The 25,839-nt window shown below is 63.6% G+C and carries 24 protein-coding genes, 1 tRNA gene and 1 pseudogene; 10 read left to right on the top strand and 16 right to left on the bottom strand.

The annotated features are described in order from the left end of the window. Nucleotides 1–37 precede the first annotated feature (37 nt). From IVA78_RS11800 to IVA78_RS11755, 10 genes are all read right to left on the bottom strand, one after another. On the bottom strand, nt 38–1,954 hold the full coding sequence (locus tag IVA78_RS11800) for an ATP-binding protein (RefSeq protein ID WP_247465374.1): 1,917 nt from the start codon (nt 1,952–1,954) through the stop codon (nt 38–40). Next, nucleotides 1,951–2,622, bottom strand: a complete 672-nt coding sequence (locus IVA78_RS11795) for a response regulator transcription factor (RefSeq protein ID WP_247419399.1) — start codon at nt 2,620–2,622, stop codon at nt 1,951–1,953. Before IVA78_RS11795 ends, IVA78_RS11800 begins: the two co-directional genes overlap by 4 nt. 562 nt (nt 2,623–3,184) lie before the next feature. Continuing rightward, nucleotides 3,185–4,387 (bottom strand): alpha/beta fold hydrolase, encoded by a 1,203-nt coding sequence (locus IVA78_RS11790; protein ID WP_247465371.1) that lies wholly within the window; start codon nt 4,385–4,387, stop codon nt 3,185–3,187. A 16-nt stretch (nt 4,388–4,403) separates the two neighbouring features. After that, complete coding sequence (locus IVA78_RS11785; RefSeq protein WP_247276186.1) at nt 4,404–5,792, bottom strand: DUF4403 family protein; 1,389 nt, start codon at nt 5,790–5,792, stop codon at nt 4,404–4,406. Between the two features lie 585 nt (nt 5,793–6,377). Beyond that, nucleotides 6,378–7,244 carry a prolyl oligopeptidase family serine peptidase gene (locus tag IVA78_RS11780; RefSeq protein ID WP_247465367.1) on the bottom strand — a complete coding sequence of 289 codons (867 nt, stop codon included), beginning with the start codon at nt 7,242–7,244 and terminating at the stop codon, nt 6,378–6,380. 485 nt (nt 7,245–7,729) lie between these two features. Beyond that, entirely contained in the window at nt 7,730–7,948 is a 219-nt protein-coding gene (locus IVA78_RS11775; protein ID WP_247279734.1) for a hypothetical protein, read from the bottom strand. Nucleotides 7,949–8,854: 906 nt separating this feature from the next. Next, nucleotides 8,855–9,130, bottom strand: a complete 276-nt coding sequence (locus IVA78_RS11770) for a glycosyltransferase family 2 protein (RefSeq protein WP_247279732.1) — start codon at nt 9,128–9,130, stop codon at nt 8,855–8,857. Between the two features lie 174 nt (nt 9,131–9,304). Next, nucleotides 9,305–9,538 carry a hypothetical protein gene (locus IVA78_RS11765; RefSeq protein WP_247279731.1) on the bottom strand — a complete coding sequence of 78 codons (234 nt, stop codon included), beginning with the start codon at nt 9,536–9,538 and terminating at the stop codon, nt 9,305–9,307. A gap of 893 nt (nt 9,539–10,431) precedes the next feature. Next, on the bottom strand, nt 10,432–10,731 hold the full coding sequence (locus tag IVA78_RS11760; RefSeq protein WP_247279730.1) for a hypothetical protein: 300 nt from the start codon (nt 10,729–10,731) through the stop codon (nt 10,432–10,434). Between the two features lie 190 nt (nt 10,732–10,921). Then, nucleotides 10,922–11,006 (bottom strand) — tRNA-Leu (locus IVA78_RS11755). A 158-nt stretch (nt 11,007–11,164) separates the two neighbouring features. Between IVA78_RS11755 and IVA78_RS11750 the strand changes: the two genes are divergently transcribed. Further along, a complete protein-coding gene (locus tag IVA78_RS11750) occupies nt 11,165–11,704 on the top strand; it encodes a disulfide bond formation protein B (protein ID WP_247417842.1) in 540 nt (179 codons plus the stop codon). 2 nt (nt 11,705–11,706) lie between these two features. Here the strand turns inward: IVA78_RS11750 and IVA78_RS11745 are convergent, their stop codons facing one another. Both IVA78_RS11745 and IVA78_RS11740 read right to left on the bottom strand, forming a co-directional pair. Continuing rightward, nucleotides 11,707–12,792 (bottom strand): AbrB family transcriptional regulator, encoded by a 1,086-nt coding sequence (locus IVA78_RS11745; protein ID WP_247279728.1) that lies wholly within the window; start codon nt 12,790–12,792, stop codon nt 11,707–11,709. 99 nt (nt 12,793–12,891) lie between these two features. Then, nucleotides 12,892–13,179, bottom strand: coding sequence for a PsiF family protein (locus IVA78_RS11740; RefSeq protein ID WP_247279727.1), 288 nt, complete (start codon nt 13,177–13,179; stop codon nt 12,892–12,894). Nucleotides 13,180–13,375: 196 nt separating this feature from the next. Between IVA78_RS11740 and IVA78_RS11735 the strand changes: the two genes are divergently transcribed. Next, nucleotides 13,376–13,870 (top strand): hypothetical protein, encoded by a 495-nt coding sequence (locus tag IVA78_RS11735; protein WP_247279726.1) that lies wholly within the window; start codon nt 13,376–13,378, stop codon nt 13,868–13,870. Nucleotides 13,871–13,917: 47 nt separating this feature from the next. On the opposite strand, the gene IVA78_RS11730 is transcribed toward IVA78_RS11735, so the two are convergent. Then, entirely contained in the window at nt 13,918–14,466 is a 549-nt protein-coding gene (locus IVA78_RS11730) for a TetR/AcrR family transcriptional regulator (RefSeq protein WP_247465364.1), read from the bottom strand. A 115-nt stretch (nt 14,467–14,581) separates the two neighbouring features. On the opposite strand from IVA78_RS11730, the gene IVA78_RS11725 reads away from it, so the two are divergent. Together IVA78_RS11725 and IVA78_RS11720 are read left to right on the top strand one after the other, a co-directional pair. Further along, nucleotides 14,582–15,058: a PaaI family thioesterase gene (locus tag IVA78_RS11725; RefSeq protein WP_247279724.1), complete on the top strand. Its 477-nt coding sequence runs from the start codon at nt 14,582–14,584 to the stop codon at nt 15,056–15,058. A gap of 98 nt (nt 15,059–15,156) precedes the next feature. After that, nucleotides 15,157–15,816 carry a DsbA family protein gene (locus IVA78_RS11720; RefSeq protein WP_247279723.1) on the top strand — a complete coding sequence of 220 codons (660 nt, stop codon included), beginning with the start codon at nt 15,157–15,159 and terminating at the stop codon, nt 15,814–15,816. Nucleotides 15,817–15,894: 78 nt separating this feature from the next. On the opposite strand, the gene IVA78_RS11715 is transcribed toward IVA78_RS11720, so the two are convergent. The 3 genes and pseudogenes from IVA78_RS11715 to IVA78_RS11705 form a co-directional block, all read right to left on the bottom strand. Then, entirely contained in the window at nt 15,895–16,101 is a 207-nt protein-coding gene (locus IVA78_RS11715) for a hypothetical protein (RefSeq protein WP_027573305.1), read from the bottom strand. Between the two features lie 82 nt (nt 16,102–16,183). Beyond that, nucleotides 16,184–17,255: pseudogene (locus tag IVA78_RS11710) on the bottom strand (phospholipase). A gap of 22 nt (nt 17,256–17,277) precedes the next feature. Next, on the bottom strand, nt 17,278–18,249 hold the full coding sequence (locus tag IVA78_RS11705) for a S1C family serine protease (RefSeq protein WP_247417837.1): 972 nt from the start codon (nt 18,247–18,249) through the stop codon (nt 17,278–17,280). Between the two features lie 294 nt (nt 18,250–18,543). On the opposite strand from IVA78_RS11705, the gene IVA78_RS11700 reads away from it, so the two are divergent. The 6 genes from IVA78_RS11700 (at nt 18,544) to IVA78_RS11675 (ending at nt 25,839) form a co-directional block, all read left to right on the top strand. Then, nucleotides 18,544–19,962 (top strand): M20 family metallopeptidase, encoded by a 1,419-nt coding sequence (locus IVA78_RS11700; RefSeq protein ID WP_247465361.1) that lies wholly within the window; start codon nt 18,544–18,546, stop codon nt 19,960–19,962. 257 nt (nt 19,963–20,219) lie between these two features. Continuing rightward, nucleotides 20,220–22,010, top strand: a complete 1,791-nt coding sequence (locus IVA78_RS11695) for a peptide ABC transporter substrate-binding protein (protein ID WP_247279719.1) — start codon at nt 20,220–20,222, stop codon at nt 22,008–22,010. Nucleotides 22,011–22,036: 26 nt separating this feature from the next. After that, the gene (locus tag IVA78_RS11690) at nt 22,037–22,996 is read left to right on the top strand and encodes an ABC transporter permease (protein ID WP_247279718.1); all 960 of its coding nucleotides are present in this window, start codon (nt 22,037–22,039) and stop codon (nt 22,994–22,996) included. Beyond that, a complete protein-coding gene (locus IVA78_RS11685; RefSeq protein ID WP_247279717.1) occupies nt 22,962–23,879 on the top strand; it encodes an ABC transporter permease in 918 nt (305 codons plus the stop codon). The genes IVA78_RS11690 and IVA78_RS11685 overlap by 35 nt, the downstream gene beginning before the upstream one ends. Next, nucleotides 23,879–24,874 (top strand): ABC transporter ATP-binding protein, encoded by a 996-nt coding sequence (locus IVA78_RS11680; protein ID WP_247279716.1) that lies wholly within the window; start codon nt 23,879–23,881, stop codon nt 24,872–24,874. Before IVA78_RS11685 ends, IVA78_RS11680 begins: the two co-directional genes overlap by 1 nt. Continuing rightward, entirely contained in the window at nt 24,871–25,839 is a 969-nt protein-coding gene (locus tag IVA78_RS11675) for a dipeptide ABC transporter ATP-binding protein (protein ID WP_247279715.1), read from the top strand. The genes IVA78_RS11680 and IVA78_RS11675 overlap by 4 nt, the downstream gene beginning before the upstream one ends.

Below are 25,839 nucleotides of genomic sequence, written 5' to 3'. Positions count from 1 at the left end.
CTCTCCGTGCGCCCCACACGTTCGGGGAGGGGGCCTTTCAGCCCGCAGCCGCGTCGCTGTCGGGAAAGCGCTGCGGCAATTGCAGCCGCACGCACGTGCCTGAGGCGTCCGAGCTCAGATCGAGCACCGCGCCGCAGCGTGCGGCGCGGCTCCGCATGTTGCGCAAGCCCCGCGCGGTCTGGCCGCCGCTCGCACAATTGTCGGCGCGCGCAAAACCCTTGCCGTCGTCCGTCACGCTGATCACGCCATACGGCCCGTGATCGTCGTCGAGCGTCTCGATGCTGACCGCGATGTGGCGCGCCTCTGCGTGCTTGACGGCGTTGGTCACGGCTTCGTCGAGGATGCGCACGATCTGGATGACGTGCCATGGCCGCAGTTCGGGATGCAGCGGCAGCCCCTGCGGCGTTGGCACGCGCCAGTCGAGCGCGATATCGTGCGGGCGCAATTGCGCCGTCGCGCGCTCGCGCCAGGAGCCGAGCGCGAGCATCAGGTCGCCGCCGATGTCGTCCATGGAATCGATGACGAGACGCAGATCTTTCAGTGCTGCGCGAGCGGCCTCCGTGATGGTCGCGCCCTCGTGGCCGCGCTCGGAGAGCGCGACGATGCTGACGAGCTGGCCGCCGAGGCCGTCATGCAGGTCCCGCATCAGCCGCGTGCGCTCGTTGGCGAGCGCTGCGGCGCGGGCGCGCGCCTCCTCGCGGGCATAGCTCGCCTTCAGCCGCTCCTCTGCCTCGCCCACCCGTGCGACGAGCTGGCCGGCAAAGCTGTCGACTTGGTTCAGCGCGCGGGCGAAGCGCCAGGTCAGCCCGGCGCCGATCGCGACCAGCATCGCCGAATAGGACAGGCGCGAGACGAAGATGCGATCGTTGCTCACGATCTCGAGCACCGTGAGCATGTCTTGGACCCAGCAGACCAGCACGATGGTCACGGCGCAGCCAATCGTGAAGCTTGCCGCGTCCTGGCGCCGGACCAATGCGGCTGCGGCCACGCAGGCCATCAGGAACAGGCAAAGCCCGACCGTGGGAATGCCGAGCACCAGAAAGAGTATGCGCGGCAGCGGCGGGCCCCCGATCAGCCCGACCACGAAGACGATGACGCCCGGCACGAACAGCAGTGTGCCGTAACGCGGCCAGCGCCAGCCGAAGAACAGCACGCCGAACACGACGATCAGCGCGCTCTCGATCGGTGCGGATGCCAACAGCACGGCGGCGAGCCGCGACGTCGTGGCCGGCGGCACCGGCGGGGGCACGAATGCCTGCACCACGCCGAGCACCATCGCCACCGCCAGCACGCCGTAAACCGGCTCGTGGCGCCGCATCAACCACATGATCGCAAGGATGACCGCGAGAATCGATTGCCAGGCGGAGAACACGACCGGCAGCGTGACGAACAGCAGCGCGCGCGTCTCGTAGGCAGGACGCAAGGCGGCATCCGGTCCGAGATAGACGCTGTCGAGAAAGCCCTTCAGCGGCCCCCATACGAACAGCCGTACCGTGATATCGTTGGCGCCGTCGCGCAGCAGCGAGGACGGAATCGCCGCGATCTGCGGCGTGTTGCGGTCCGGCCGGTTGGCATTGGCGTCACGCCGGGAATCCAGCACCACGACGCCGTTGACGGCGACCTCCACCGCGTTGCTGAACCGCGGCAGATACACCGACCACCCTGATCCCACATCGCTCCGCCGGAATGTGAAGGCCGCGGTGTAGAGCGGCGGGTCGGCCAGCGAATAGCGCGATGCGGTGAAATGCGGCAGCGTCACCGCGTGCATCGTGCCATTCTCGCGCGCCGAAAAGTCGCTCACGGCGAAGTCTTCGGGATCGCCGGGTTGCAGCAGCCGGAGCCCAAGGATGGTGACGATGACGATCAGGGCCTGGAGCAGCAGATAGGGCACAAGGCGCGACGCAATCAGCCGGCGCCGCGGGCGCGTGAGTGTCTTCGCCGCAATCTCGCTCACAGCTTGATCAGGCCCTGCTGCACGGCTTCGAACACCGCCTCGCTGCGGGTGTGCACCTCGAGCTTGCGATAGATGTTCTTGATGTGGCCCGGCACGGTCTGCCTGGACAGGCCGAGATGGCTCGCGATCTCGGCGTAGCTGAAGCCTTTGGCAATGCCCCAGAGGATGTCGATCTCGCGCGGGGTCAGCTTGGCCGTGTTGAGCACGGGGCCGGGCGAGGGCTCCGCCGAACTCTGCGTACGCCGGACGATGAAACGGGCGATCGAGGCCGAGATCGGCGAATGGCCGGCGACAAGATCGCGCACGGTGCTGGCGATGTCGGTCGGGAAGGCATCCTTGAGCAGATAGCCGGTGGCGCCGACCGTGATCGCCGAGATCACGCTTTCCTCGTCGCCGAGCGCGGAGATCACCATGATCTCGGTGTCGGGAAAGCGCTGCCGGGTTTCGCGAATCAGCTCGATGCCGTGCCCGTCGGGAAGTCTGAGATCGGTCAGCAGCACGCGAGGCGCCGCCTTCCCGAACGCGGAGCGAGCTTCTCCGAGCGTGCCGGCACTGCGCACCTCGTAGCCGGCCTTGACCAGCGCGTCGTAGAGCCGCCAGCAGGTCGGCGCGTCGTCCTCGACGAGGAGGATGGTGATGGCCTCACCGGTCTCGTCCTGTTCGCTCATGTTCATCGTCCCGCGACCCGCGTGTCCCCCGCGGCGCGAGCCAAGTCTAACCGCGGCACGGACGTCGTGACACCCATAATCATGGGGGCGGCAATAACTCGGTCCCGCGTCAGGCGCAGATAGACGGTTTTGGGATTGGGCCTAAGCCAGAGCGCGTGCTCATCATGGGCGCTGCCCTGACGGCGCGAATGCGTCCGCTCTGCCTCTGACACCAGCCCATTACGGCAGCTCACCAGACGTCCGAGTTGGGCCAAAAGCGGTCGTAGGGTCTAGTCAATCTACCGAAGTAGACGCGATCGGTTCCATCAAAAGAAGAATGGATTGCTTCTCCATCTAAGTGTCTTCCACGCGATTACACCCCGATCAGCGTACTCGATATGCCATGACCGACGTGGTTTGTTCTGATCGTCGGATCGACACGCGCTAGTTCGGCGCTGGAGATCGCGCTCAAGATTTTCCGGAACTTTCGTCCGCGCCCAAGCCCGAAAATTGGAACAGCGCCGCACGTTGAAGCCGAAGCCAAAGAGCCGATGGCTAATTCCTTTGGCGTTCTGGGCAAGCTCTATCTGACGCAATCGTCAGGAGGTCTTTTTCCGGTGAAGCGGTCAGTCATCCAATTTACCGCCGCCATCGCGCTCGCCTGGGCTGCGCGTCCGTGGCCGATACCGGGCAACACCACCATCCTGACCTTGCTGCCGGCTTTGCACAACTTGTCCATGTAGGCCTGCGTGACCGCGGACTGGATGACCTGGTCGTTGGCCCCCTGCGCAAGAAAGATGGGGATCTCAGGGGAGAGCACCCTGGTGCTGTTCTGTTCGAGAAGCGATCGCCAAGGTTCTGCCTTGCTCGGATCTTGCACGGTCAGGAAATATTGCTCGAGTGGCCGCCCTGTCCTCTGCCTTACGATCAGGTCGAAAGGGCCTTCGATGCATTCTTGCGCCAGCCTGTCGATTGCAGGCATGGCGCGCGGATCGACGACGTTGTCTATGGCGGCTCCGTAGACTCGGTGCCACGACCAAAGCGTCATCGCTGTGATGTTCTTGCCGCCGATCGTGTTGATGTCGTCGCTCATCAGCTTCACGAGGTCCGTTGCCGGGGCCGCTGCAGCGACACCGAGAAGCTTCAGCTCAGGAGCGTAGGCGTTTGCGATCATCCCGGCGAAGAGCGCGGCCTGCCCGCCTTGTGAATGCCCCCAAACCGTGAAGTCCTTGCCATCGCCTGCGCGGGGAACGGAGCGTGCCGCGCGCACAATATCAATCACGGCTCGACCCTCGCTCTCACCGACCAGGTAAGGATGCGGGCCCGGCGTACCGAGCCCTGGATAATCGGTCGCCGCAACGACGAAGCCACGGGAGATCATCGAGCGAAGTCCCTGGATCTGCTGGAACAGAAAAATGGCGAGCGATGGGGCGCAACGCGGGACGATACCCGAAGTCGGATGTGCCCAAGCAACGATCGGACGTCCGCCGAGCGGGGGCGTGCCTTGCGGAACGATGACGACGCCGGACACAAAGACCGGCCGACCGTTCAGCCCCGTCGAGCGATAGAGCACGCGATAAGTGGAGGCGCCGAGCGGAGCACCGTCCATCGGCTCCTGCCGCACTAAGGTGCCCGGGGCGCCGTTGAGCAACGATTCCGGCGCATCATAAAATGTCGTCTGGCCCGACGCTATTCCCGGAAGGCCAAGCACAGCCGTGGCGATGAGCGCGGTCGACATCCACCTGCGCGGCCAGCCACCAAAGAGATTGCTGGTGAAGTATCGCATGGTCGAGCTCACGTGCTTACAGTCCGTAAACTATCTTCAGACCGCCGCTGGCATGAAGGGCAATCAGGATGCCTTCGCGCAGCAAGTGCACTTTTCCAAGCCTTGCGGAGTCAAGGTGGCCCTCCATGCGAAAGCCGTCCTTCAGCGGGCGCGTCAAGCGTTCGTTCGCAGCCATGAGCAGGTTTTGGTAGGAAATGCCGTAGTCGAGATTAGAGCCATTCTTCAATTGCGCCGCGAGCTGTTGCACGGCAGATCCAATCTGGCTGTCCTCTGACGAGGTCGTCAGGCCAATTTCGGAAAGGCCAAAGGTCCTATTGTCGGCATCGACGTTTGGCTGGGCCGAAAGATAGATCCATTGACCCGCGTTGGGATCGGCGTCGGAGCTCTTTGCTATGCGAAGGCCGACCACGAGTTTGCCCGAGGACGGGTAGATCTGAACCTCGCGCACGGACGTGTTCTGCGCCGGAACGGCTGCAATTGCCTGGCTTACCTTTTCCTTGACCGCCTCGTAGTTGATGCGCACGGGAAGAATGACATCGAAGGTGCCCGGCTCAGCCACCGCGGCGCCGAGCGGCGGGAGAGCCGTTGCCGTGACAGCTGGCGGCTGCTGCCCGATTAGAGTTTCGGCGGAGCCGGTAAGTTCAAGCGATCCCCACAATACCTTGCCATCGGCGCGGACACCCGCGAACGCCGCGGTCTGCGGGATCAGCTGCAGCCAGATCGGCGGATCCTTCGAGATTTTAATGGGGTCAAACGCGTGACGCCATGCCGTCTCGGCCTTGCCGTGCAGGTCGAGTGCCCGCGCCGCGGCCAGCGCGCGCGACCGGATGCGGCCCAGCTGGGTTCGAATATTGGGCTCGACATAGGGGGCAAGGTCAAACTCGCGACCCAGCACGTGAAGGTAGGGATGCTCACTCCAGTGGAACGAGTCGCTGATGTTGAGCTGGAGCGATCCATCCCTGCGCAGCTCGGGGCGCGCTTCAACCTCGATCGTCGCGCGTGCCTCGGTCTCGCCCCGGATGCGCGCCGTGAACCGATTAGCTCCCTGACCTTCGGCAGCACCATGTATGGAGACCGCGCCGAAGACGCGATCGCCCCGGCCATACAGCGAGACCGGGCTAGTCCGGTCGACAAATCCCCATACGTCGCAGTTGGCGTTGACCCGGAAGATGAAAACATGACGATGAACGCAGTTGATGCGTTCGTCGATGGTGGCAAGCCGCTTTGGAATGTCCCGCTCGATCGCTGCAGCGAGAGCCGGCAGCCCGAGCTCGACCGTCGCAGAGATGCGTGAAGTCGTTACGAGTGGCGTTGCAGCGTCCGGGCTATATGCCGGCTTCTCAGCGGCGAACGCGATCGACGGGAGCACTAAGACAAGGAGTGCACCTAGGCCGACGATATCCATGTGTGATCTGCTAGCTATCGAAAAGCATTCCGGCCCATATGACCATGATGGAAACATCATTCTAGTGCTCCAGCTTCAAGGAAAACCAGAACCACAGCAGCATTCGGTGGGCGGGCGAGTGCTAACGGTCCTGTCCGTCAGGGGGAACGACGCATGCTGCTTCGGACCCGGCAGACACCGGCAATCAGCCATTATCCGTTCCGTCAGGTGTTAGGCCGATCCCCACGCGCTTGAGAACATCAGAGGCAACTTCAAGATGAGCCCCTTACATCGCGCAAGTCAAATGACGAATGAGGCAAATGCTGCGACCTTGGTGGGGTGCTTGTCGGCGATGAATTTCGCGGTTGTCCCAGGGGGGGTGATGCCGTGGCGTGGAGGACAATCAGGTACTGTTCTTCGGGGCCGCTACGGGTCAAAGTCGGCGGTGAACGCCGCCTCCGAGCGGCTTCCGGTCTACACCAGACAGCCGACTCCCGGGCGGATTTCGAGTTAGGCAGCCTAGGGCCACGCGCGGAAGTCGTTTCCGTCGGACATCCCTGCATCGGCCCTTATCTCAATCCAATCAGGCTGTGCAGCTCTATGTGATCAGTTCTGCGCCTTCTTGGCCTCGTTCAACGCAATAATGATGGCCTTAATGGTACCTTCCGCAGCTGCGGCATTGTATCCGACATGGTAGCTATGGAATACGTGGATCGGCTCGTGGTCTTCGAAGCTGTGGTTCGCCCCCTTCCACAGCACCGACTTCACGGGGATCGAACGCTTGCTCTCGGCCATCTGGCCGCAGAGGACGGGACTGGTGGCCTCGTCCTTCTCTGCCAGGAAGAGGTGAACTGGAGCGTAGAAGTCGACGCTCTTCATCAAATAACAGGACGGCTGCATTGCGAAGCCGCCCGCGAACATGTGCTCGTGGAGGTCGCCGATCGCGCGGTTCATGATAATCAAAGACGTGGTCGCACCGTTGCTCCGGCCGAGGACGTAAACCTGTTTGGGATCGGCGATCTTTTGCTCGATGAGCCAGTCCAGAGCCGCATACGCATCGTCGGCTCGGCGCCGCGCCCAAGTCAGCTGGCTGGGATCCGAGCAGACGCCGTCAGGTCCCAAGCCCCGGCTGCCGAAGCTGTCAAGCAGCAGAACACCGTAGCCCGCCCCGACCAATCTACCGCCGTAGTCGCGTCCCCGTTTCTTCTCGACCCGGCCGAAGCCGTCGCAGCCGTGCAGCATGATCACGAACGGGATCAGACCCTTCGCGCCTTGCGGCCGCATCATGTCGGCCTGCAGTTCGCCCTCCGCCCTCACCTTGCGCTTCTCCTCGACGGTGCCGTCCATAAAGTTCTTCGACCAGCCGTCGATGTAGTCGTTGCCGGGAATCCAAGGAGAGGATTGCGCTGAGGTATGCCAAGGTATCTTGACCATCTCAGCATGTGCAGATGAGAACGACAAAACAGCGGCCATTGAGCGCTCGTATCGTTCGTTCGCGGCGCGCATGTCCGCATTGGGTCATTCGCGTCGGTTTGGCTGGGCGCCGCCGCCTTCCGCACTACCCCTACAAACAGACATCGTTACCGTGCGTCGGCATGTTTCAAGTGGGCCAGTCAGATGATTGCAGCGGCGATTCCAGCACCGGTAAGCGCTTCATTCACTACTTCTTGGAGGGCGGGTTCGACCCGACAACCAGGATCAGCGTTTTACACGGCGACTTCTCCGCCGCCTCAGCGCGGCATGAGGAACGAACCGCACACAACAGCTAAACTCGCCGCTGCAAGATCGTTCAGGCTGCGGAGGTCCGGAATTCAGGAGTGCCCTCGGAAAAGCACAGCGAGAAGCCCGGCAGCAACGATCGCAAGCCAGATTAGCGAAACGATGAAAGAGGCGAAGTGCCAATCAACGTCGCGGCGCCTGGACTGCATTGTGTCTCCTTCCGGCGACTGTGCGCCGGCTCAACGATTGCTATCGTCCTTGCCGTTGGGGGTGCCGTCACCGCCGTCGTTGCCATAGCCATTGTTGCCACGAGGGCCGGCCGGTCCGGCGCCAGACCTTGCAATGGCATCCGACGTGAGGGACGTCGACAGCAGGAGCGTCATGGCCGGAGGCGTCACGGCGGCGAACTTTCCGCACGTCTTTAGGAATTCGCGTCGGTCATCGTCCTGGTCTGGCATGGCGTTGTCTCCCAATAGCGGAATTAAATCACATTAACCAAATTAAATCAATTAAATTTCGTTCCAAGATAAAGCGCACCCCTCGTCCGCTCTCTCAATGGCGAAGCGCCGCCTTTCGGTGGCGGGGAACTCAGATGAGCAAATCTAGCCCGCTATGTCCCGACGAGCGGACCTTCCTCAGATGGCGCGCCACATGTTTAATGGGCCAGAAGGGGGTAACGCCTCCAGCCGCTTTGGCAGCCTCTCAGCTGCCATCCTCGCAACCCGAGAACCCGCTTGCAGGCGAGCAACCACCAACGACGCGTTCGTTGAACGCTCGGATCAAAACTCACTGCAAGTTTTGAAAGGCCTGCTGAGCTTTTCATCGCTCCTTCGTTGAAGGCAGCGCTAGCGCAGCCGACGGCATCAAGCGCCAATAGGTGGTGCCAACCGGTCGCGAAGATGATCAGCGTTTGTGAGCCTGGCGGCGCTACTATTCAGGAAATGTTCAATCGCGGCCTTGCGTTGCAGCAGATCTTGCTCCCGCGAAGGCTCACTTGACATATTGCCCGCGTGCGCACGATAGACGGCTTGGTCCGCGGCAATGACCCCGACGACGCCGTGTGCGGCGAGCCGTAACCACATTTCCATATCAGAGGCATAGGGTAAGTCGGCCAAATAGCCCCCCAATCTCTTCTGCAGGCTGGTGCGGACCACTACAGTTGGTGACAGCACAATGTTTTTCGCGCCGCTAAGTGCAATGAAATCAAATCCGGACAGAACGCGGGTTGTCGATCCACGCCTGGTCTGTGGCGAGTACGCTTCCCCCACCGATCAAGAACAATCGCGCCTCCGAAGGTGAACGCGACAGAAGGATGCTCGTCCATTAGATCGACCGCTCTCGAAAGGGCGCCGGGCAACAAGTAATCATCGCAGACAGCAGAAGCATGTAGTCGGCTCTTGCCAGGCGATGCCTTCATTGGCAGTAGCAATGAGCACTCGATTCGAGACGTGCCTGCGGTAGTCGACGCGAGCGTCGGAGCGTACTAACTCCGCGGCAACTTCCGCTGTATCGTCTGGCGACGCATCATCTATAATCAGCAGGCGCAAGCGGGGGCCCGATTGCGCCAAAACGCTCTGGACGCACTCTCGCAGGAAGTGCTCGTACCGGAAGCAGGGAACAACGACGTCTACGGAGCTCATTTCTCGTCGGATTCCACCGACTGTCACAAAGAGCGTCGAGATATGTCTGTTCAAGAAAATACGATGGAATGGGTTCCTGGCCGGCCGCTTCGGGTTATACGCCCCCGATCACGCTCAAGCGGGGGTGGCTTTCGCTTTGCCTTGCGGAGCCGACGAGGACACACCGTAGCCCGGCTACGAAAGATCAGCCCGCGGCGGCGGATAGCGCCGGGCCAGCACCGACAAGGATAGATGCCGCCCGTCTTCCGGCAGTTCCAGATAAGCCAGAACGAGCGGCCGCTTCCATTCGCCGACGCCGAACTCCATCGTCATCCATTTCTGCGGCTCGGGGCCTTCCAGGCCTCGGACCCAGACGAAGTAGCGGGGAAGGTCGTCGGTGTCCGCTTCCGTCATGCGTCTCTTTGCCATCGAAGCTGCTCACTGCTTCAGCAACCGTTGCCGCACGATATAGGTAGTGGCGGAGCGAAGTCGAACGCCATGCAGGGCGATTGAGGAGTGGCTTTCCAGCCGCCCTTGCTTCGACCCGCCCGCCCCGGGGCGGGCGCTCAGGACCAGGACGGAGGGCGCGGCAGCGACTTCAAGGCGTAGGTGCCTTATCCCGAGTACACCATTAGAAGCATCGTCACGGAAGACAAGGCGCGCGTTGCGGCCGCCGCGAAGGACATGCGATCGCCGCCGCGCTCGGGTGCGGTGAAACCGGGAGCTCGGTCGCTGAGATTCCGATTAACAGAAATTCGGAAATGCCGTATGTGATCTGCCGTCCCGGCCCATGGATAAGGGGCGTTTCGCGATCGTCACGATACGCGGGCCGGGTGGCGGTGGGCGTGGAGCGCATCGGCGCGCAGGCAATCGCAGGGCGGGTTTGGCCCGTGAGCGGTTGAGCAGCGCGCGCACGACAGGTGCAGTCCGCGTACGGCAAAAGCGTGTGGTCCTGGCGCCCGGGGTCTGTGCGTCAAGGCTTGCGGTGATGTTGCGGCCCGACCGGGCGAGCGCATCAGCTATCTCGCAAGGCGACGGGGGCAATAGTGCATCGCTCCCCGGGGAGAGCGCGCCATAAGCCGTTAAACCACTGCGCAGGGAAGGCCGGGATGTCCAGGCTGCCCTGTATGCCGCTGTGCATTTGTCTTCGCGCAATTGCGCACAGCGGACCGCGGGTGCCAGCTGGCACTCGGTCTTCCCTGCGCCCTTTCCAAGGACGGGGCGTCAAGAGAAGCTCAAGACTCGGGCGTTATGCGTCGCGAGGCTGTACAGGCGCGTCTTGCGCTGCTTGACAATTGAAGCGTGCACGGTTCGCCTGCCGATCACCGCCACAATTCGCAGGCCGCGACGCGGTTGATGTCGGCGAGCCGCCTTGCGCCATCTCCGTGGAGATCGAGGCTGCCGACCAGCGTCAGCAGGCGACGATAAGCGGTGTCGGCAATTTCGACCGGCAGCGGGGCCTCGAAGGCCTCGACATAGCTGCCGACGACACCGCTGAGCAGACGACACAGGCCGCGCTGGGCGGGATCGTCCCGGCCGAGTGTCTCGAGCTTCTGCTGGAAGATTTGGAAGGTCCGCAAACCGTGGTGCTGCTGGGAAAGCCACGCGTGCAGATCGTTCATGTGAGCTCCTTCGAGTTACAGAAGAAGCTACCGGCTTATACAGTGGGGAGGGGACGATGGCTAGCGGGGGAAGCGGAGGTTCGTTGCGCCAATCCGCCTTCGCCAAGGCTTCGGCGGGACAGCCTTCGCTGCTTCGCGTGGATAGACCGGCGCCTCGCTCGCCTAGCCGTAGGTGCGAAGCAGCGAAGGCTGGTGCCCCTGGCCGGAATCGAACCAGCACTCCTTGCGGAACTCGATTTTGAGTCGAGCGCGTCTACCAGTTCCGCCACAGGGGCCCTCGGTCGGCCGCTCGGATGAGGGCGTCGCGAAGCCGGCGGACTATAGCCATGGACAGGACGGGGTCAACCCGCGCCAAAGTGATCCCCGCCGTTCTCGACAGCCACATAAGCCGGAGTTAGAGGCTTGGAGCGCGACCCATCGGAGAGAGGCTGCCGTGACGACCCAGAGTGCCGCAATACCAGCGTTCAAGTCGGCCAGCGCCGGTCCCGCGCTGACCGCCTCGCTGCTCGTCACATTGATCGCCGCGGCCACGATCGCGGGCGCCTGGTTCTTCCAGCTCGTGCTGGAGATCCTGCCCTGTCCGCTCTGCCTGGAGCAGCGCTACGCTTATTACCTCGCGATCCCGCTCGGTGCCCTCACGGCGCTCGGGGCCAGAAGCGGCGCGCCGCGGCCGCTGCTGCTCGTTGCGCTAGCGATTCTGGTGCTGGCGACGCTCGCCAATGCCGGTCTCGGCGCCTATCACTCCGGCGTCGAATGGGGATTTTGGAAGGGGCCGACCGATTGCTCCGGTCCCGTCGTCAATCTCGGTAACGCCGGCGACCTTTTCTCGCGGCTCGACACCGTGAAGGTGGTGCGCTGCGACGAGGTGCAGTGGCGCTTCCTCGGCCTCTCGCTCGCCGGCTACAACGTGCTGATCTCGCTGCTGATGGCCGCGATCGCCGCATGGGGATTTGTGCGGACGGCGAAGCGCTGAGCTCAATCATCCACGTCATCCTGCGTGCGCCCGAACAAGTGCACGATGCCGGGTGTCGCGATCGTCACGAAGACGAAGCGCGACAGGTGATGGGCGCCGACGAAGATCGGGTCGATGTGCAGTGTCAGGGCCAGCGCCAGCATCGCGTCCATCGCGCCCGGAGCGAAAGCAACGACGACATCGGAGAATTTCACCTGCGTGGTGAGCGCGACGATGCCGACGAAGATGGCGGAAACGGCAATTGCGACCGCGAACGAGCCCAGCGCGGCGTTGATATGGCCGGCCAAAGTCTTGATCCGCATCCGCGCAAAGCGGCTGCCGATCAGGGCGCCGATGCCGACCAGCGCCACGCCGCGCACCCAGTCCGGCAGGCCGCCCTCGACCCAGCCGGCGCCATGCAACACGCCGGAGGCGATCATCGCGCCGAACATCCAGCTCGCCGGAAATTTGATCAGCCGCAGAAACAGAGCCAGCGCCAGCGAGGCTGCGGCCAGCGCCACCAGGTCGAGCGGCGAGGCGATCGTCGCCGTCAGCGACGGTGCGGCCGAGGGCGCCACGCCCGCGATCGCCAGCACCATCGGCAGCGCCGCGGTGAGGATGATGACCCGCATGGTCTGCACCACCGCGATGCCCGGCAGGTCGGCGCCGCGCTCGACCGCCAGGATCGTGATCTGCGACAGCGCGCCGGGGCTGCCGGCGAGGAAAGCCGAGGTGCGGTCCCAGCCATGGACGCGCTGGAGGTAATAGCTCGAGCCGAAGGTCGAGCAGAACGTCGCGAGCGCAAGCAGGCCGATGGTGACGGGATAGGCGCTGACCTGCTGGATCAGATGGCGCGAGACCACCGAGCCCAGCGAGATGCCGAGCAGCACCAGCACGGTCTGGGTCAGGATGGGCGGCAGCATCAGCTGACGACCGGCAATTGCCGCGATCCCGACCGCGATCATCGAGCCCGAGATCAGCCCGCCGGGAAGGCCGGCGACGAGAAATACGAGGCCGCCGGCGGTGCCGACGACAAGCGTCTCTATCGTGCTCAAGACGTTGGCACGGCTCGGCCATTCGAACGGCAGGGAGGCGACGATTTGCTTCACGCCACCTTATCGCAAATCAGCGAGAGGCGCACAATTGCAGGCTCGTCATGCCGCAATGCGCATGTCTCTCACTGATGCTGGCGGAGGATCGTGATGGGCTTACTTCTTGTCGGCGGTGGCGGGGGCGGCAGTGCCGGCCTTCGCTTCCTTCATGCATTCGCGGCGAAATTTCTTGCGCTCCTTGCCCTTCAGTCCCTTGGCGTCCGCCTGCTTGGAGCATTCAAGCGATTCGGCCGAGCGCTCCTTCGGCGCCTTCTTGTCGGCGGTTGCAGCAGTGTCGGTCTTTGTATCGGTCTTGGCGGCCGGCGCGGCGGTCTGGGCGAAGGCAGTGCCGGTGGCGAGCAAGGAGACGAGAGCGAGGGCGGCAAGGCGGGAGGTGACGGTCATGTGTTGCACTCTTCTTGAATTGCGAGGGGCTGGGAACGTCGGCCCGCGTTGCTGAACGCGACATGAATGAGTCGAACGGCGGCACCACTAAATTTTGCCGGCGCAACCCATCGCATCCTTGTCGCAAGCCACCGACACGCTAGGATAGCAATCCTCGTTTCACTTTCGTCGGGAAGACCAAGGAGGAGACCCAGGGATGACCATTCAGGCAAAATTGTTGTGTGCGATTGCAGCGGCGTGTGTCGCGGCATTGGTGGCGAGCGCGCCGGCGCAGGCACTGACCGCGCAGGAGTGCAGCGCAAAATATCAGGCGGCCAAGAAGGACGGCTCGCTCGGCACCATGAAGTGGAATGACTTCCGCAAGGCCCAATGCGGTGCAGACGCAACCCCCGCCGCTGCGCCCACCGCGGCTGCTCCGGCTGCGCCCGCCGCTCCTGCCGAACCGAAGCAGGCGAAGAAGGAAGCCGCGCCCGCCGCTGCGCCGACGCTGCCGGCTGGACCTGCGATCTATCCGAACGCGGTCGATCCGAAATACGCCAAGGAGACGCCCGGCAAGGCGCGGCTCCACACCTGCGTCGACCAGTACAATGCCAACAAGGCCACCAACGGCAATGGCGGCTTGAAATGGATCCAGAAGGGCGGCGGCTATTACAGCGAATGCACCAAGAAGCTGAAGGGCGCAGCCGCCTGAGCTTCGAAAGCAATGCGATGGCCGGGGCAAAGCTCCGGCCATTTCGCTTAGTCGAGCAGCTTCTCGGCCGATTTGGCCACAAGCTGCGACCGCTTGCGCGGCCCGCGCTCGACGAACAAGAGGCTTTGCCCGAAGATGAAGCAGTAGAACAGGAAGGCCTGCGCCTCGGCCTCCTCGGCGGCAAGGCCGGTCGCGCGATAGAGCTCTGCGACGTGCTTGAGCCGCGCGGCATCCACGCTCGCCACCGCCGCCGCCGCGCCCTCATCCGAACGGGCCCATTGCCGGATCGCGAGCTCGATCGCCATGCCCTCCGGATTGACCCGCTCGGAATAGAGCTGGATCAACGCTTTCAGCCGCTCGCGGGGCTCTTGTCCGTCGAGACTCGTCTGCTGCGCGATCGCCGCAGCGCGTCCCTCGCGCCAGCGTTCCAGAATTGCTTTGAGCAGTGCGGCCCGGTCGGCGAAGCGGCGGTAGAAGCCGCCCTTGGTGACGCCGAGGTTCTTGGCGAGCACCTCCACCCGCACGCCCTCGACGCCCGAGCGGGCGAGTTCGGTAAACCCTGCCTCGACCCAGACATCGCCCTTGCCGTCGCTCATGAAGGAAGCCTCGCCGGTTCTTGATACGGTGCCGTATTGCTAGCGCGACGCAGCTCTGATACGCTACCGTATCAACAAAGTCGGTAGAAAAAGAATAGGGCGGAAGGCGTGAACGATGATGGCATTCGAGCCAAAAAACCCGGATTACCGCGCTGCGGCCACGGCGATGTTCGCGGCCCAGCCGGCAATGCACACGCTCGGTATTTCGATCATCCATCTCGCCCCGGGCGAGGTGGAGCTGGCGATGCCGCATTCGGCTGCCTTCACGCAGCAGAACGGATTTGTCCATGCCGGTATCATTACGGCAGGCCTCGACAATGCCTGCGGAGTCGCCGCCTTCACCCTGATGCCGCGTGAAGCGGACATCCTCACCGTCGAGTTCAAGACCACGCTGCTCGCACCTGCTCGCGGCGCGCGCTTTGTCTTCAAGGCCGCGGTGGTCAAACCCGGTCGCACGCTGACCTTCTGCGAAGCCAGGGCTTTTGCCGAGCATGAGGGCAAGGCGACGCTGATCGCGTCCATGACCGGCACGCTGATGGCGATGCTGCCGCGCGGTGCGGCTTCGCCGGCGCCGGCCGCAATCCGCTCATAGCATGGCGATGACATCGCGCCCGCGACGCTCTATATGAGCGGTAACACTTCTCGGTCCCGAATCGTATTTGCAGCGATGGGACCGAAACGGGACGAGATATGGCTGGATCTGGCAATAAGGGCCTAGTGACGACGCGGCGCGCGGCGTTGACGTTGATCGGGGCAGGCGTCTTGGCGGCTGGTGGGATCACTTTCGCCCGCGCCGCCGCCGATGGCGACGAGGTGCTGACCGAATCCAAGGTGTTGCGTGATCCCGAGACGCCGGTTGCCGGCAATCCCGACGGCAACATCACCATCGTCGAATGGTCCGATTACAATTGTCCCTATTGCCGCAAGCTCGAGCCTGAGCTGCGCCAGGTCGTCCAGGACGACGGCAAGGTGAGGCTGGTGATGAAGGATTGGCCGATCCTCGGGCCGGTCTCGGTCACGGCGGCGCGGACCGCGCTGGCGGCGAAATTCCAGGACAAATACCATCAGGCCCACGACGCCATGATGGGCGTCAGCTCGCGCCTGACCGAGCCGCGCATCAACGAGATTCTTGCTGGCGCAGGCGTCGACATGGACCGGCTGAAGCGCGATCTCGCCGGCCACGCCAAGGACATCGACGCCATCCTCAAGCGCAACAACGAGCAGGCCGAAGCCTTCGGCTTCCGAGGCACGCCGTCCTTCATCGTCGGCAAATACCGCGTACCCGGCGTGCTGAGCATGAACGAGTTCGAGCAGGTTATTGCCGACGCACGCAAGGCCAAGATGAACTGAGCCAGGCGATAGTCATCACCTAACACAAAGGCGCCGCCGCGGAGTTCGCGACGGCGCCTTGTTCATGATACCGCGTCGCTACTTCGACGAGATCCGGACCCAGTCCTTGTGCGCGCGGTCCCGCAGCGCGTCCCAATCGGCCTTGGCGACATCCCAGTTCACGATGGTGCGATTGGTGATCGCGACCTCGCCATTGGCGACCGACGACGTCTGCATGGAATCATAGACGTAGACCCCGCCCGCAAGCAGCAGCGCGCCGAGGATCATTCCGAAAAAAGTCTGCATGGCGAACCTCCGGTGACGAGCGATAACGTCGGTGCGGAGCGATTGTTCCCGCGGCGGTGCGGCGCCGGTAAGGACGGATCGTTCATCTCCTATTCAGCCAATCCAGCAGCTCCGCGTTGATCTCGCGCGGATAGGTGTGACTGAGGTCGTCGATCTCCCGATAGGTCACGTCGGCGCCGGCGGTAGAGAGCGTCGCCTGCGTCTGCCGTGCGGTCTGCACCGGAAACATCCAGTCGAGCTTGCCGTGGGTGATGAAGACCGGCAGGCGCTGGAGGCGCTTGGCGTTCGCCACCTCCGCCATCAGCGGATGGAAGGTCGCCGACACCGGCGCAAGATGGGTGAAGGGCGAAGCACCGTCGAGCCCCGGTGACGTAGCAGAAGGTGCCGCCGTCGCTCATGCCGGTCAGCAGCATGCGCGAGACATCTATGCTCCAGCGGCTGCGCACGGTCTCGAGGATGCGCATGAGATTCGGCGTATCGGCGTCATCGCCCATTAGCGCCCAGGTCGGGCCGATTGCGGTCGGCGCTACCAGGATTGCGCCGAGGCTGCGCGCATCGCGCAACCAGCTCCACAGGAAACCGCGCCCGTTGCCGCTGCCGCCATGCAGCGCCATCACCAGCGGCATGGTCCGATCGGGCGTGTAATATTCGGGCACATAGACCGAGAAGCCGCCGCGGCTGCCCGGCTCGTTGTGATCATGGAAGATGCCGGTATTTTCGCTAGCGCCACCTTCGAGCCGGGACAACAGCTCGGCATTTCCGCGATTGGCAGCGTTGAGAAAGAAGCTGCTCACGGGAGGAAACTGCACCGCCAGCGGATAGAGCGCCTCTTGCGCGCGCGGCAGGTGGCGCAGCGCGCGGAACACGGCGACGAGGTCGCCATTGCCGCGCTCGACCTCGCGGATCCCGGCAAAGGCGGCGAGCGTCTCGTTGCAAGCGCGATCGAGCCGCTCGCGCAGCCCGGCGAACTGCTCCGGCCAGTCGCCGATCGCTGCCCGCGCCGCTTGCAGCGCCTCGTCCGGCGAGCCGATCGCGTTCATCACCGAGGCGAAGGCTGGCGGGTGCAGATGCCGCTGGAAGAAGCCGAGCGCCTCCAGCGCATTGAGCAGCGGCGGCAGCACGGCCACGATGTCGTCCACGACGGCCTCGGTCATTGCCGCTTCCTCAAGCCTTGCGTCAGTGCAGCTGCGGCGCCTTCAGGAGCTTGAAGCGGTCGGTCGAGGTCACCGTGACGTCGAAGGTGACGCCTTCATGATGCACGGTGAGCGGCACGTCGACGCCGGCGGCGCCGAGCGCCCACATTTTCCGATAGAAGCCGGTCTGGCTCGTGACCTTCTCGCCGTTCACGGCGAGGATGACATCGCCAGTCTTGAGCTCGGCGCGCGCGGCCGGGCCGTTGGCGGAGATGCCGATCACCACCACGCGGTTGTCGATCTCGGTCGAGTAGAGCCCGAGCCAGGGCCGCGCCGGCTTGTTGACGCGGCCGAACTTGCGCAGGTCGTCGAGGATCGGCTTCAAGAGGTCGATGGGCACGATCATGTTGACGTGCTCGCCCTTGCCGTCGCGTTCGCGCTCGAGCTGGAGCGAGCCGATGCCGATCAACTCACCGCGTTCGTTGAGAAGCGCGGTGCCGCCCCAGTTCGGATGTGCGGGATAGGTAAAGATGGCCTCATCCAGCAGATATTCCCAATAGCCGGCGAATTCCTGCTTGGCCACGATCTGGCTCGCAACCGAGCGCGTGCGGCCGCCGGCGCCGCCGACCACGACGCGATCGCCGATCCGCGATTCCGCCGAGGTGCCGAGCGGCAAGGGTTCGACGTCGAGCTGGCCGAGCGCCTGCACGAGGCCGAAGCCGGTGACGGAATCGAAGCCGAGCGCATGGCCTTCGACCACGCGTCCGTCGGCCAGGTGCAGCCATACGGATTCCGCCTCGGTGATGAGGTAGCCGATTGTGAGCACCAGCCCGTCGTCGATCACGACGCCGTTGCCGGCGCGTTCGGTGCCCAGCGTCTCGGCGCTGAAGGCGTCTGGCGGGATGATGGCGTGCAGGCCGACGACGGACGCGAGCGCGCGGTCGAGATCGAAACCATAATCGCTTGCACGCGGCTGATTGGCCGGTGGCACTCTCCATTCGGTCAGTGCGGGCATGGAGTTCTCCTGGCTGAGAGCATCGCTCCGCCGTCGCCGGGGGAACGAGGCGCGAAGCACGGATAATTTAGGCCGGAGGACGCCGTCTTGAAAGCCTCGTTCCCAACTATTCCAGAGAACGCCGCGTGAAATCTTCGAAAGGCATAACGACGGTTCGTGCGCAGGTGGCAGGTGACAGCCGGCCCTTCGACCCGGCAGCCGTCGCATGGCTGGTGTCCGGCGAGGTGCTAGGCGCGGTGCAATGAAGCTGCTAACCATTGCCGCTTCGTTTGACCAGGGATCACGGATCGAAGCATGGATAACCGCAGCGACATCTGGCGTGGCGTCGACACGATCAAGGCGCGTTTCATCGACCTCAGCGATAAGATCTGGGGCACGCCCGAGGTGTGCTACACCGAGGCGCGGTCCGCCGCCGAGCATCTCGCCGAGCTGCGTCATCAGGGTTTCCGCATCACCGAGAATCTCGCCGGCATCCCGACTGCGCTGATGGGCGAGTGGGGCGAAGGCGGTCCGGTCATTGCCTTCATGGGTGAATATGACGCGCTGCCGGGATTGAGCCAGGAGGCAGGTGTCGCCGAGCACCGTCCGATCGAGGTCGGTGGCCATGGCCATGGCTGCGGTCACAATCTGCTCGGTTCCGCTGCGCTGCTCGCCGCGACGGCGGTGAAGGACTGGCTCGCCGAGAACAAAGTGCCCGGCCGCGTGCGCTATTACGGCTGCCCCGCAGAGGAAGGTGGCGCGGCAAAGGCCTTCATGGTGCGCTCGTGTGCGTTCGAAGATGCCGACATCGCCATCACCTGGCATCCGCACAGCTTCTGGGAAGTGGCGGTCACGCCCTCGCTCGCCAACACGCGCGCGGATTTCATCTTCACCGGTCGCACCTCACATGCGGCGGCCTCGCCGCATCTCGGCCGTTCTGCGCTCGACGCGGTGGAATTGATGAACGTCGGCGTGAACTACATGCGCGAGCACATGCCGAGCGATGCGCGCGTGCACTACGCCTTGCTCGACACCGGCGGCATCGCGCCCAACGTGGTGCAGGCCCATGCACGGGTGCGCTATTCGATCCGTGCCCGCGATCTTCCCGGCATGAACGAGCTGGTCGAGCGCGTGTCCAAGATCGCGCAGGGCGCGGCGCTGATGACCGAGACCAAGATGGAAATGAAGATCATCTCCGCGGTCTCCAACATCCTGCCGAATACCCCGCTGGAGCAGGCGCTACACCGTATCATGGAAGACCTCGGACCGCCGCATTTCGACGAGGCGGACAAGGGCTTTGCCAGCCAGATTCGTGCGACGCTGAGCGACAAGGACATTTCGTCGGTTTACTACGCGATCGGCATGGAGCCCACCGATCGGCCGCTGGCCGACTTCCTGGTGCCGCTGGATGCCAAGCGCAACCCGCTGGTCGGTTCGACCGACGTGGGCGACGTGAGCTGGGTGGTCCCGACCGTGCAGGTTCACGCACCGACGGTTGCAATCGGCACGCCCTTCCACACTTGGCAGGTAGTGGCGCAGGGCAAGAGCCCGCATGCCCACAAGGCGATGGTGCAGGCCGCCAAGGCGATGGCCGGGCTCGGTATCAAGGCGCTGACGGAACCGGAGCTGATCAAGTCTGCCAAGGCGGATCTTCAGAAGCGGACGGCCAAGATGCCTTACGTCTGTCCGTTGCCGGATCACGTCGCGCCGCCGCTCGATATGTCGGTGACGTAGAGCGTCGATACTTAAGTCTGATCCGACGAACAAATTTTCCGCAGTGCAGCGCGCAATCCAGCGTGTTTTGATGCTGGATTGCCGAATGGATGGGCTCACGGAAGGCAGTTCTGCCCAACGGACAGCCAGAAGACCGTTTGCATACATACGGTCCCAGTTGACGCGCCCCCCATTCGGTGTGCCATCTACTGCCAGCTAATTGGGCGGCAGCTCTGACGGCCGTCGTCATCACGATAGGAACCAGACGGGGGACAACCATGCTGGATAAAGAACTGCGTTCGATGATCGGCCAGGTGAAGGACGGGCGGATGGATCGCCGCGGCTTCATCAAGCACATGGCCGCGGTCGGTCTCACCGCTCCTCTGGCCAATCAGATCCTCGCGCTCGGCGGCGTCGCCATGGCCGAGGGCGCCTCGACTTACAAGCCGACGAAGCGCGGCGGCGGTGGTGCGCTGAAGCTGCTGTGGTGGCAGGGCCCGACCCTGCTCAATCCGCACTTCGCCACCGGCACCAAGGACCAGGACGGCTCGCGCCTGTTCTACGAGCCGCTCGCCTCCTGGGACCCCGACGGCAACATGAAGCTGGTTCTTGCGGCAGAAATTCCCTCGATCCAGAACGGCGGGCTCGCCGCCGACGGCAAATCGGTGACCTGGAAGCTCAAGCCCGGCGTCAAATGGCACGATGGCAAGCCGTTCACTGCCGACGACGTTGTGTTCAACTGGGAATATGCAAGCGATCCTGCCACCGCAGCAGTCACCATCGGCACCTACCGCGACATCAAGGTCGAAAAGATCGATGATCTCACGGTACGCCTCCTTTTCGCCAAGCCGACCCCCTTCTGGGCCGATGCTTTCGTCGGTGCACCGAATTGCATCATCCCCAAACATCTATTTGCGGACTACAAGGGCGCCAAATCCCGCGAGGCGCCGAACAACCTGTCACCCGTCGGCACCGGTCCCTACAAGTTCGTGGAATTCAAGCCCGGCGATCTCGTGCGCGGTGTGATCAATTCCGACTACCACATGCCCAACCGCCCCTACTTTGATACGCTTGAGATGAAGGGCGGCGGCGATGCCGTTTCGGCGGCGCGCGCGGTGATCCAGACCGGCGAATACGATTTCGGTTACAACATCCAGGTCGAAGATGACGTGCTGCTGCGCCTGGAAAAGGGCGGCAAGGGCAAAGCAGTCTACGCCGTGGGGGGTGACACCGAGTTCATCGCGCTCAATTTCACCGATCCAAACACCGAGATCGATGGCGAACGCTCTTCGATGAAGACCAAGCACCCGCTGTTCTCCGATCCGGCCGTGCGCAAGGCGCTGTCCATGCTGGTCGATCGCGAGTCGGTCAAAAAGGCCATCTACGGCCGCGCCGGCCGCACGACCGCTAATTTCCTCAACGGTCCCGAGAAATTCGTGTCCAAGAACAACACTTGGGAGTTCAGCGTCGAGAAGGCGGCGAAACTTCTTGATGACGCCGGCTGGAAGCCCGGCGCGGACGGCATCCGCGAGAAGGACGGCAAGAAGCTGAAGCTGCTGTACCAGACCTCGATCAACGGACCGCGCCAGAAGACTCAGGCGATCGTCAAGCAAGCCTGCCAGAAGGCTGGCATCGATGTCGAACTCAAATCCGTTGTCGCCTCCGTGTTCTTCTCCTCGGACGTCGGCAATCCCGACACTTATCCGAAGTTCTATGCGGACCTGGAGATGTTCCAGATTCCCATGAGCCAGCCGGATCCTTCGCAGCACATGCGCCGCTATACGTCGGACAGGGTGTCAACCAAGGAGAACAAGTGGCAGGGCACCAATTTTCCGCGTTGGGTCAACAAGGACTACGACGCGATCATCGCAGCGGCAGAAGCCGAAATGGACCCGATCAAGCGCGCCGCGCTGTACATCAAGGCCAATGATCTCTTGATTCAGGAGGTCGTATTCATCCCAGTGCAGCATCGCCTCAAGGTGGAAGCCGCGGCCAACAACCTTGTCTGCATCGTCAGCGGTTGGGCCAACGAGACCGACAACCTGTTCGACTGGTACCGGGAGGCATGATCCCGAGGGCGTAGACGGATTTCCCTATGAGCCAATACGTCCTGCGTCGCCTGCTGATCGCGATTCCGAGCCTGCTCGGAATCTCGGTCGTGCTGTTCGTCGTGCTCGCGCTCGCCCCCGGCGATCCGTTCTCCGAGCTGGCGACCAATCCGAACGTGCCGCCCGAAGTGCAGGCGGCACTTCGGGCCAAGTTCGGCCTCGACGATCCGATTCACCTTCGCTACCTGCATTGGCTCAACGCCATGCTGCACGGCGACTGGGGCTTCTCCTTCGTCAGCCGGATGAACGTCGACACGCTGATCCTCCAGCGCCTGCCCGCGACCCTCTACGTGATCGGCTCGGCGCAGATCCTTGCGCTCCTGATCGCGATTCCCGTCGGCGTGTACGCGGCGACCAGGCCATATTCGCTATTCGACCAGATCGCGAATACGCTCGCCTTCGTCGGCTTCTCGCTGCCGACCTTCTTCACGGGCATCCTGTTCATCCTGATCTTCTCGGTCACGCTCGACTGGCTGCCCTTCGTCTACACCACCGACATCAAGGGCACGGGAATCCACTGGGTGCTGGAGATGATCCGCCAGGCGATCATGCCGGTGGCGGTGCTCGGCCTGTTCCAGGCGGCGTCGATGACGCGCTTCGTGCGCTCGGCGATGCTCGACGTGATCCGGCTCGACTATGTCACCACGGCGCGCGCCAAGGGCCTCGGACAAACCAAAGTTATCGTCAAGCACGTGATGCGCAACGCCATGATCCCGGTCGTGACGCTCATTGCGTTGCAGATGCCGGCGGTGTTCGGGGGCGCCATCGTCACCGAGCAGATCTTCCGCATTCCTGGTATCGGCTCGCTGCTGATCTCCTCGATCCTGTCCAACGACACGCCGGTGGTGATGGCCGTCACCTTCGTGTTCGCGTGCCTCGTCGTGCTGTTCAATCTCATCGCGGACATCCTTTATGGCTGGCTTGACCCTCGCATCTCCTTCCGCTGAGCGGCGCGTCTACTCGCCCTGGCGCGAGACGTGGCGGCGCTATAGTCGCCACAAGCTCGCTGTGGTCAGTGCGTTCCTGCTTCTCGTTCTGATCCTGGCGGTGGTGATTGGCCCCTTCGTCTGGCGGGTCAAGATCGACGACATCGACATCGTCGCGGGTATGCAGGGCCCATCGCTGGCCCATCCTTTCGGCACCGACGATCTCGGCCAGGACATCCTGGCCCGCATGATCTATGGCGGGCGCATCTCGCTCGCGGTCGGTCTCGCCGCAATGCTGGTCTCGGTCTTTGTCGGTGTGCTGATCGGTGCGCTCGCCGGCATGTCGCGCGGTGCGCTCGGTCATGGGCTGATGTGGCTCACCGATCTCTTTTTGTCGCTGCCGCAATTGCCGCTCCTGCTGTTGCTCATTTATCTCTTCCGCGACGGGCTGAAAGCCGCGTTCGGCCCGGAGGGCGGCATCTTTATCCTGATCGTGCTCGTGATCGGCGGCCTCCGCTGGATGCCGGTGGCGCGCCTCGTGCGCGCGCAGTTCCTGTCGATCCGCGAGAAAGAATTCGTCGAGGCCGCGCGGGCGCTCGGCGCCAGTCCAGTGCGGCAGGTGGTGCGCCACATCCTGCCCAATGCGCTCGGCCCCGTGATCATCGCCGGCACCATCGACGTCGCTGCCGCCATCATCGCCGAATCGACGTTGTCGTTCCTCGGCCTCGGCTTTCCGCCGGATACCCCGACTTGGGGGCGGCTGCTGTACGACGCCAAGGATTTTCTCGACATCGGCCCGCATTGGGCGCTGTTCCCGGGCGGCGCGATCTTCATCGCGGTGGTAGCCATCAACTTCATCGGTGACGGCTTGCGTGACGCGCTCGATGCGCGACGGGTGATCTGATGGCGCCACTGCTCGAAATCAAGGGTCTAAAAACCCACTTCTCCACCGACGACGGCATCCTCCAGGCCGTCGACGGCGTCGACATCTCCGTCAATCGCGGCGAGACGCTGTGCGTCGTCGGCGAGTCTGGCTGCGGTAAGACCGTGACGGCGATGTCGATCCTGAAGCTGATCGCTATGCCGCCGGGCCGGATCGCGGCGGGCCAGATCATGTTCGAGGGTCGCGATCTCGTTCCTTTGACGAGCAATCAGCTTGACGAGGTCCGCGCCAAGGAGATCGGCTTCATCTTCCAGGAGCCGATGACCTCGCTCAATCCGGTGCTCACCATTGGCGAGCAGATCGCCGAGAGCCTGCGGCGGCACGAAGCGGTAACCAAGAAGCAGGCGCTCGAGCGCACCATCGAGATGCTGAAGCTGGTGCAGATCCCGAACGCCGAAGGCCGCGTGCACAACTATCCGCACCAGTTCTCCGGCGGCATGCGCCAGCGCGTGATGATCGCGATGGCGCTCGCCTGCAAGCCGAAGCTGATCATCGCCGACGAGCCGACAACCGCGCTGGACGTCACCATCCAGGCCCAGATTCTCGACCTGCTCCAGGACATGAAGGACCGCTTCGGCATGGCGGTGATGCTGATCACCCATGCGATGGGTGTCGTCGCCGAAACCGCGCAGCGTGTCGTCGTAATGTATGCCGGCAAGGTGGTGGAGGAGGCGCTCGTCGACGATCTCTTCGGCGATCCCCGCCATCCCTATACGCAAGGGTTGATCCGCTCGATCCCGCGCATCGATCTCGACAGCGAGCACAAGACGCGGCTGGAGGCGATCGGCGGCTCGGTGCCGATCCTGATCAATCCGCCGGTCGGCTGCCGCTTTGCCCCGCGCTGCAAGTTCGCCATGAACGTGTGCACCGGGAAGGAGCCGCTGCTGCGCGAGATCGCGCCCGGGCATCGCGTGGCCTGTCACTTGGGAGATACCAGTCTGGGAGGCGCGGCATGAGCCAACCGTTGCTGCGCGTCAGCGGCCTGAAGAAACATTTTCCCGTGCTCGGCGGTCTGCTGTCGCGCCAAGTTGGGACCGTCTACGCGGTCGACGGCGTGTCTTTCTCCGTGAATCGCGGCGAGACGCTCGGCCTCGTCGGCGAGTCCGGCTGCGGCAAGTCCACGACGGGGCGTTGCGTGCTGCGCCTGATCGAGCCGACCGACGGCGAGGTCACCTTCGACGGCCAGGACGTGCGTAAGCTCGGCGGCAACGATCTGCGCGCGATGCGGCGGAACATGCAGCTCGTATTCCAGGATCCGTTCGCCTCGCTCAATCCGCGCATGACGGTCGGTGCGATCCTCGGCGAAGCCTTCACCATCCACAATCTCGCCTCGTCCGCGAAAGAGCGCGAGGAGCGCGTCGCGGGTCTCCTGGTCAAGGTTGGGCTCAAGGCCGAGCACATGCGGCGCTACCCGCACGAGTTCTCCGGCGGCCAGCGCCAGCGCATCGTGATCGCGCGGGCGCTCGCGGTCGAACCGAAGCTGATCGTCTGCGACGAGCCGGTCTCCGCGCTCGACGTGTCGATTCAGGCGCAAGTGATCAACCTGTTGGAAGATCTCCAGGCCGAGCTGAACCTCACCTATTTGTTCGTCGCGCACGATCTCTCTGTCGTCGAGCACATCTCCGATCGCGTCGCGGTGATGTATCTCGGCCGCATCGTCGAACTCGCGAAGGCGAGTGATCTCTACCGCAACCCGCAGCATCCCTACACCAGGGCGCTCCTGTCCGCGGTGCCGGTGCCCGATCCCAAGTTCAAGCGCGAACGCATCCGCCTCAAGGGCGACGTGCCGAGCCCGATGAAACCGCCATCCGGCTGCCACTTCCACACCCGTTGTCCGATCGCCCAGCCGCGCTGTGCGGAAAGCGCGCCGGAGCTGAGGGAAGGGGCGGGCGGGCACTTTGTGGCGTGCCATCTGGCTTGA

It is taken from the genome of Bradyrhizobium sp. 137, from assembly GCF_023074095.1.
Classification (GTDB): domain Bacteria; phylum Pseudomonadota; class Alphaproteobacteria; order Rhizobiales; family Xanthobacteraceae; genus Bradyrhizobium.
The sequence above is the reverse complement of the archived record's forward strand: the minus strand, read 5'-3'. Positions and strand labels throughout refer to the sequence as shown.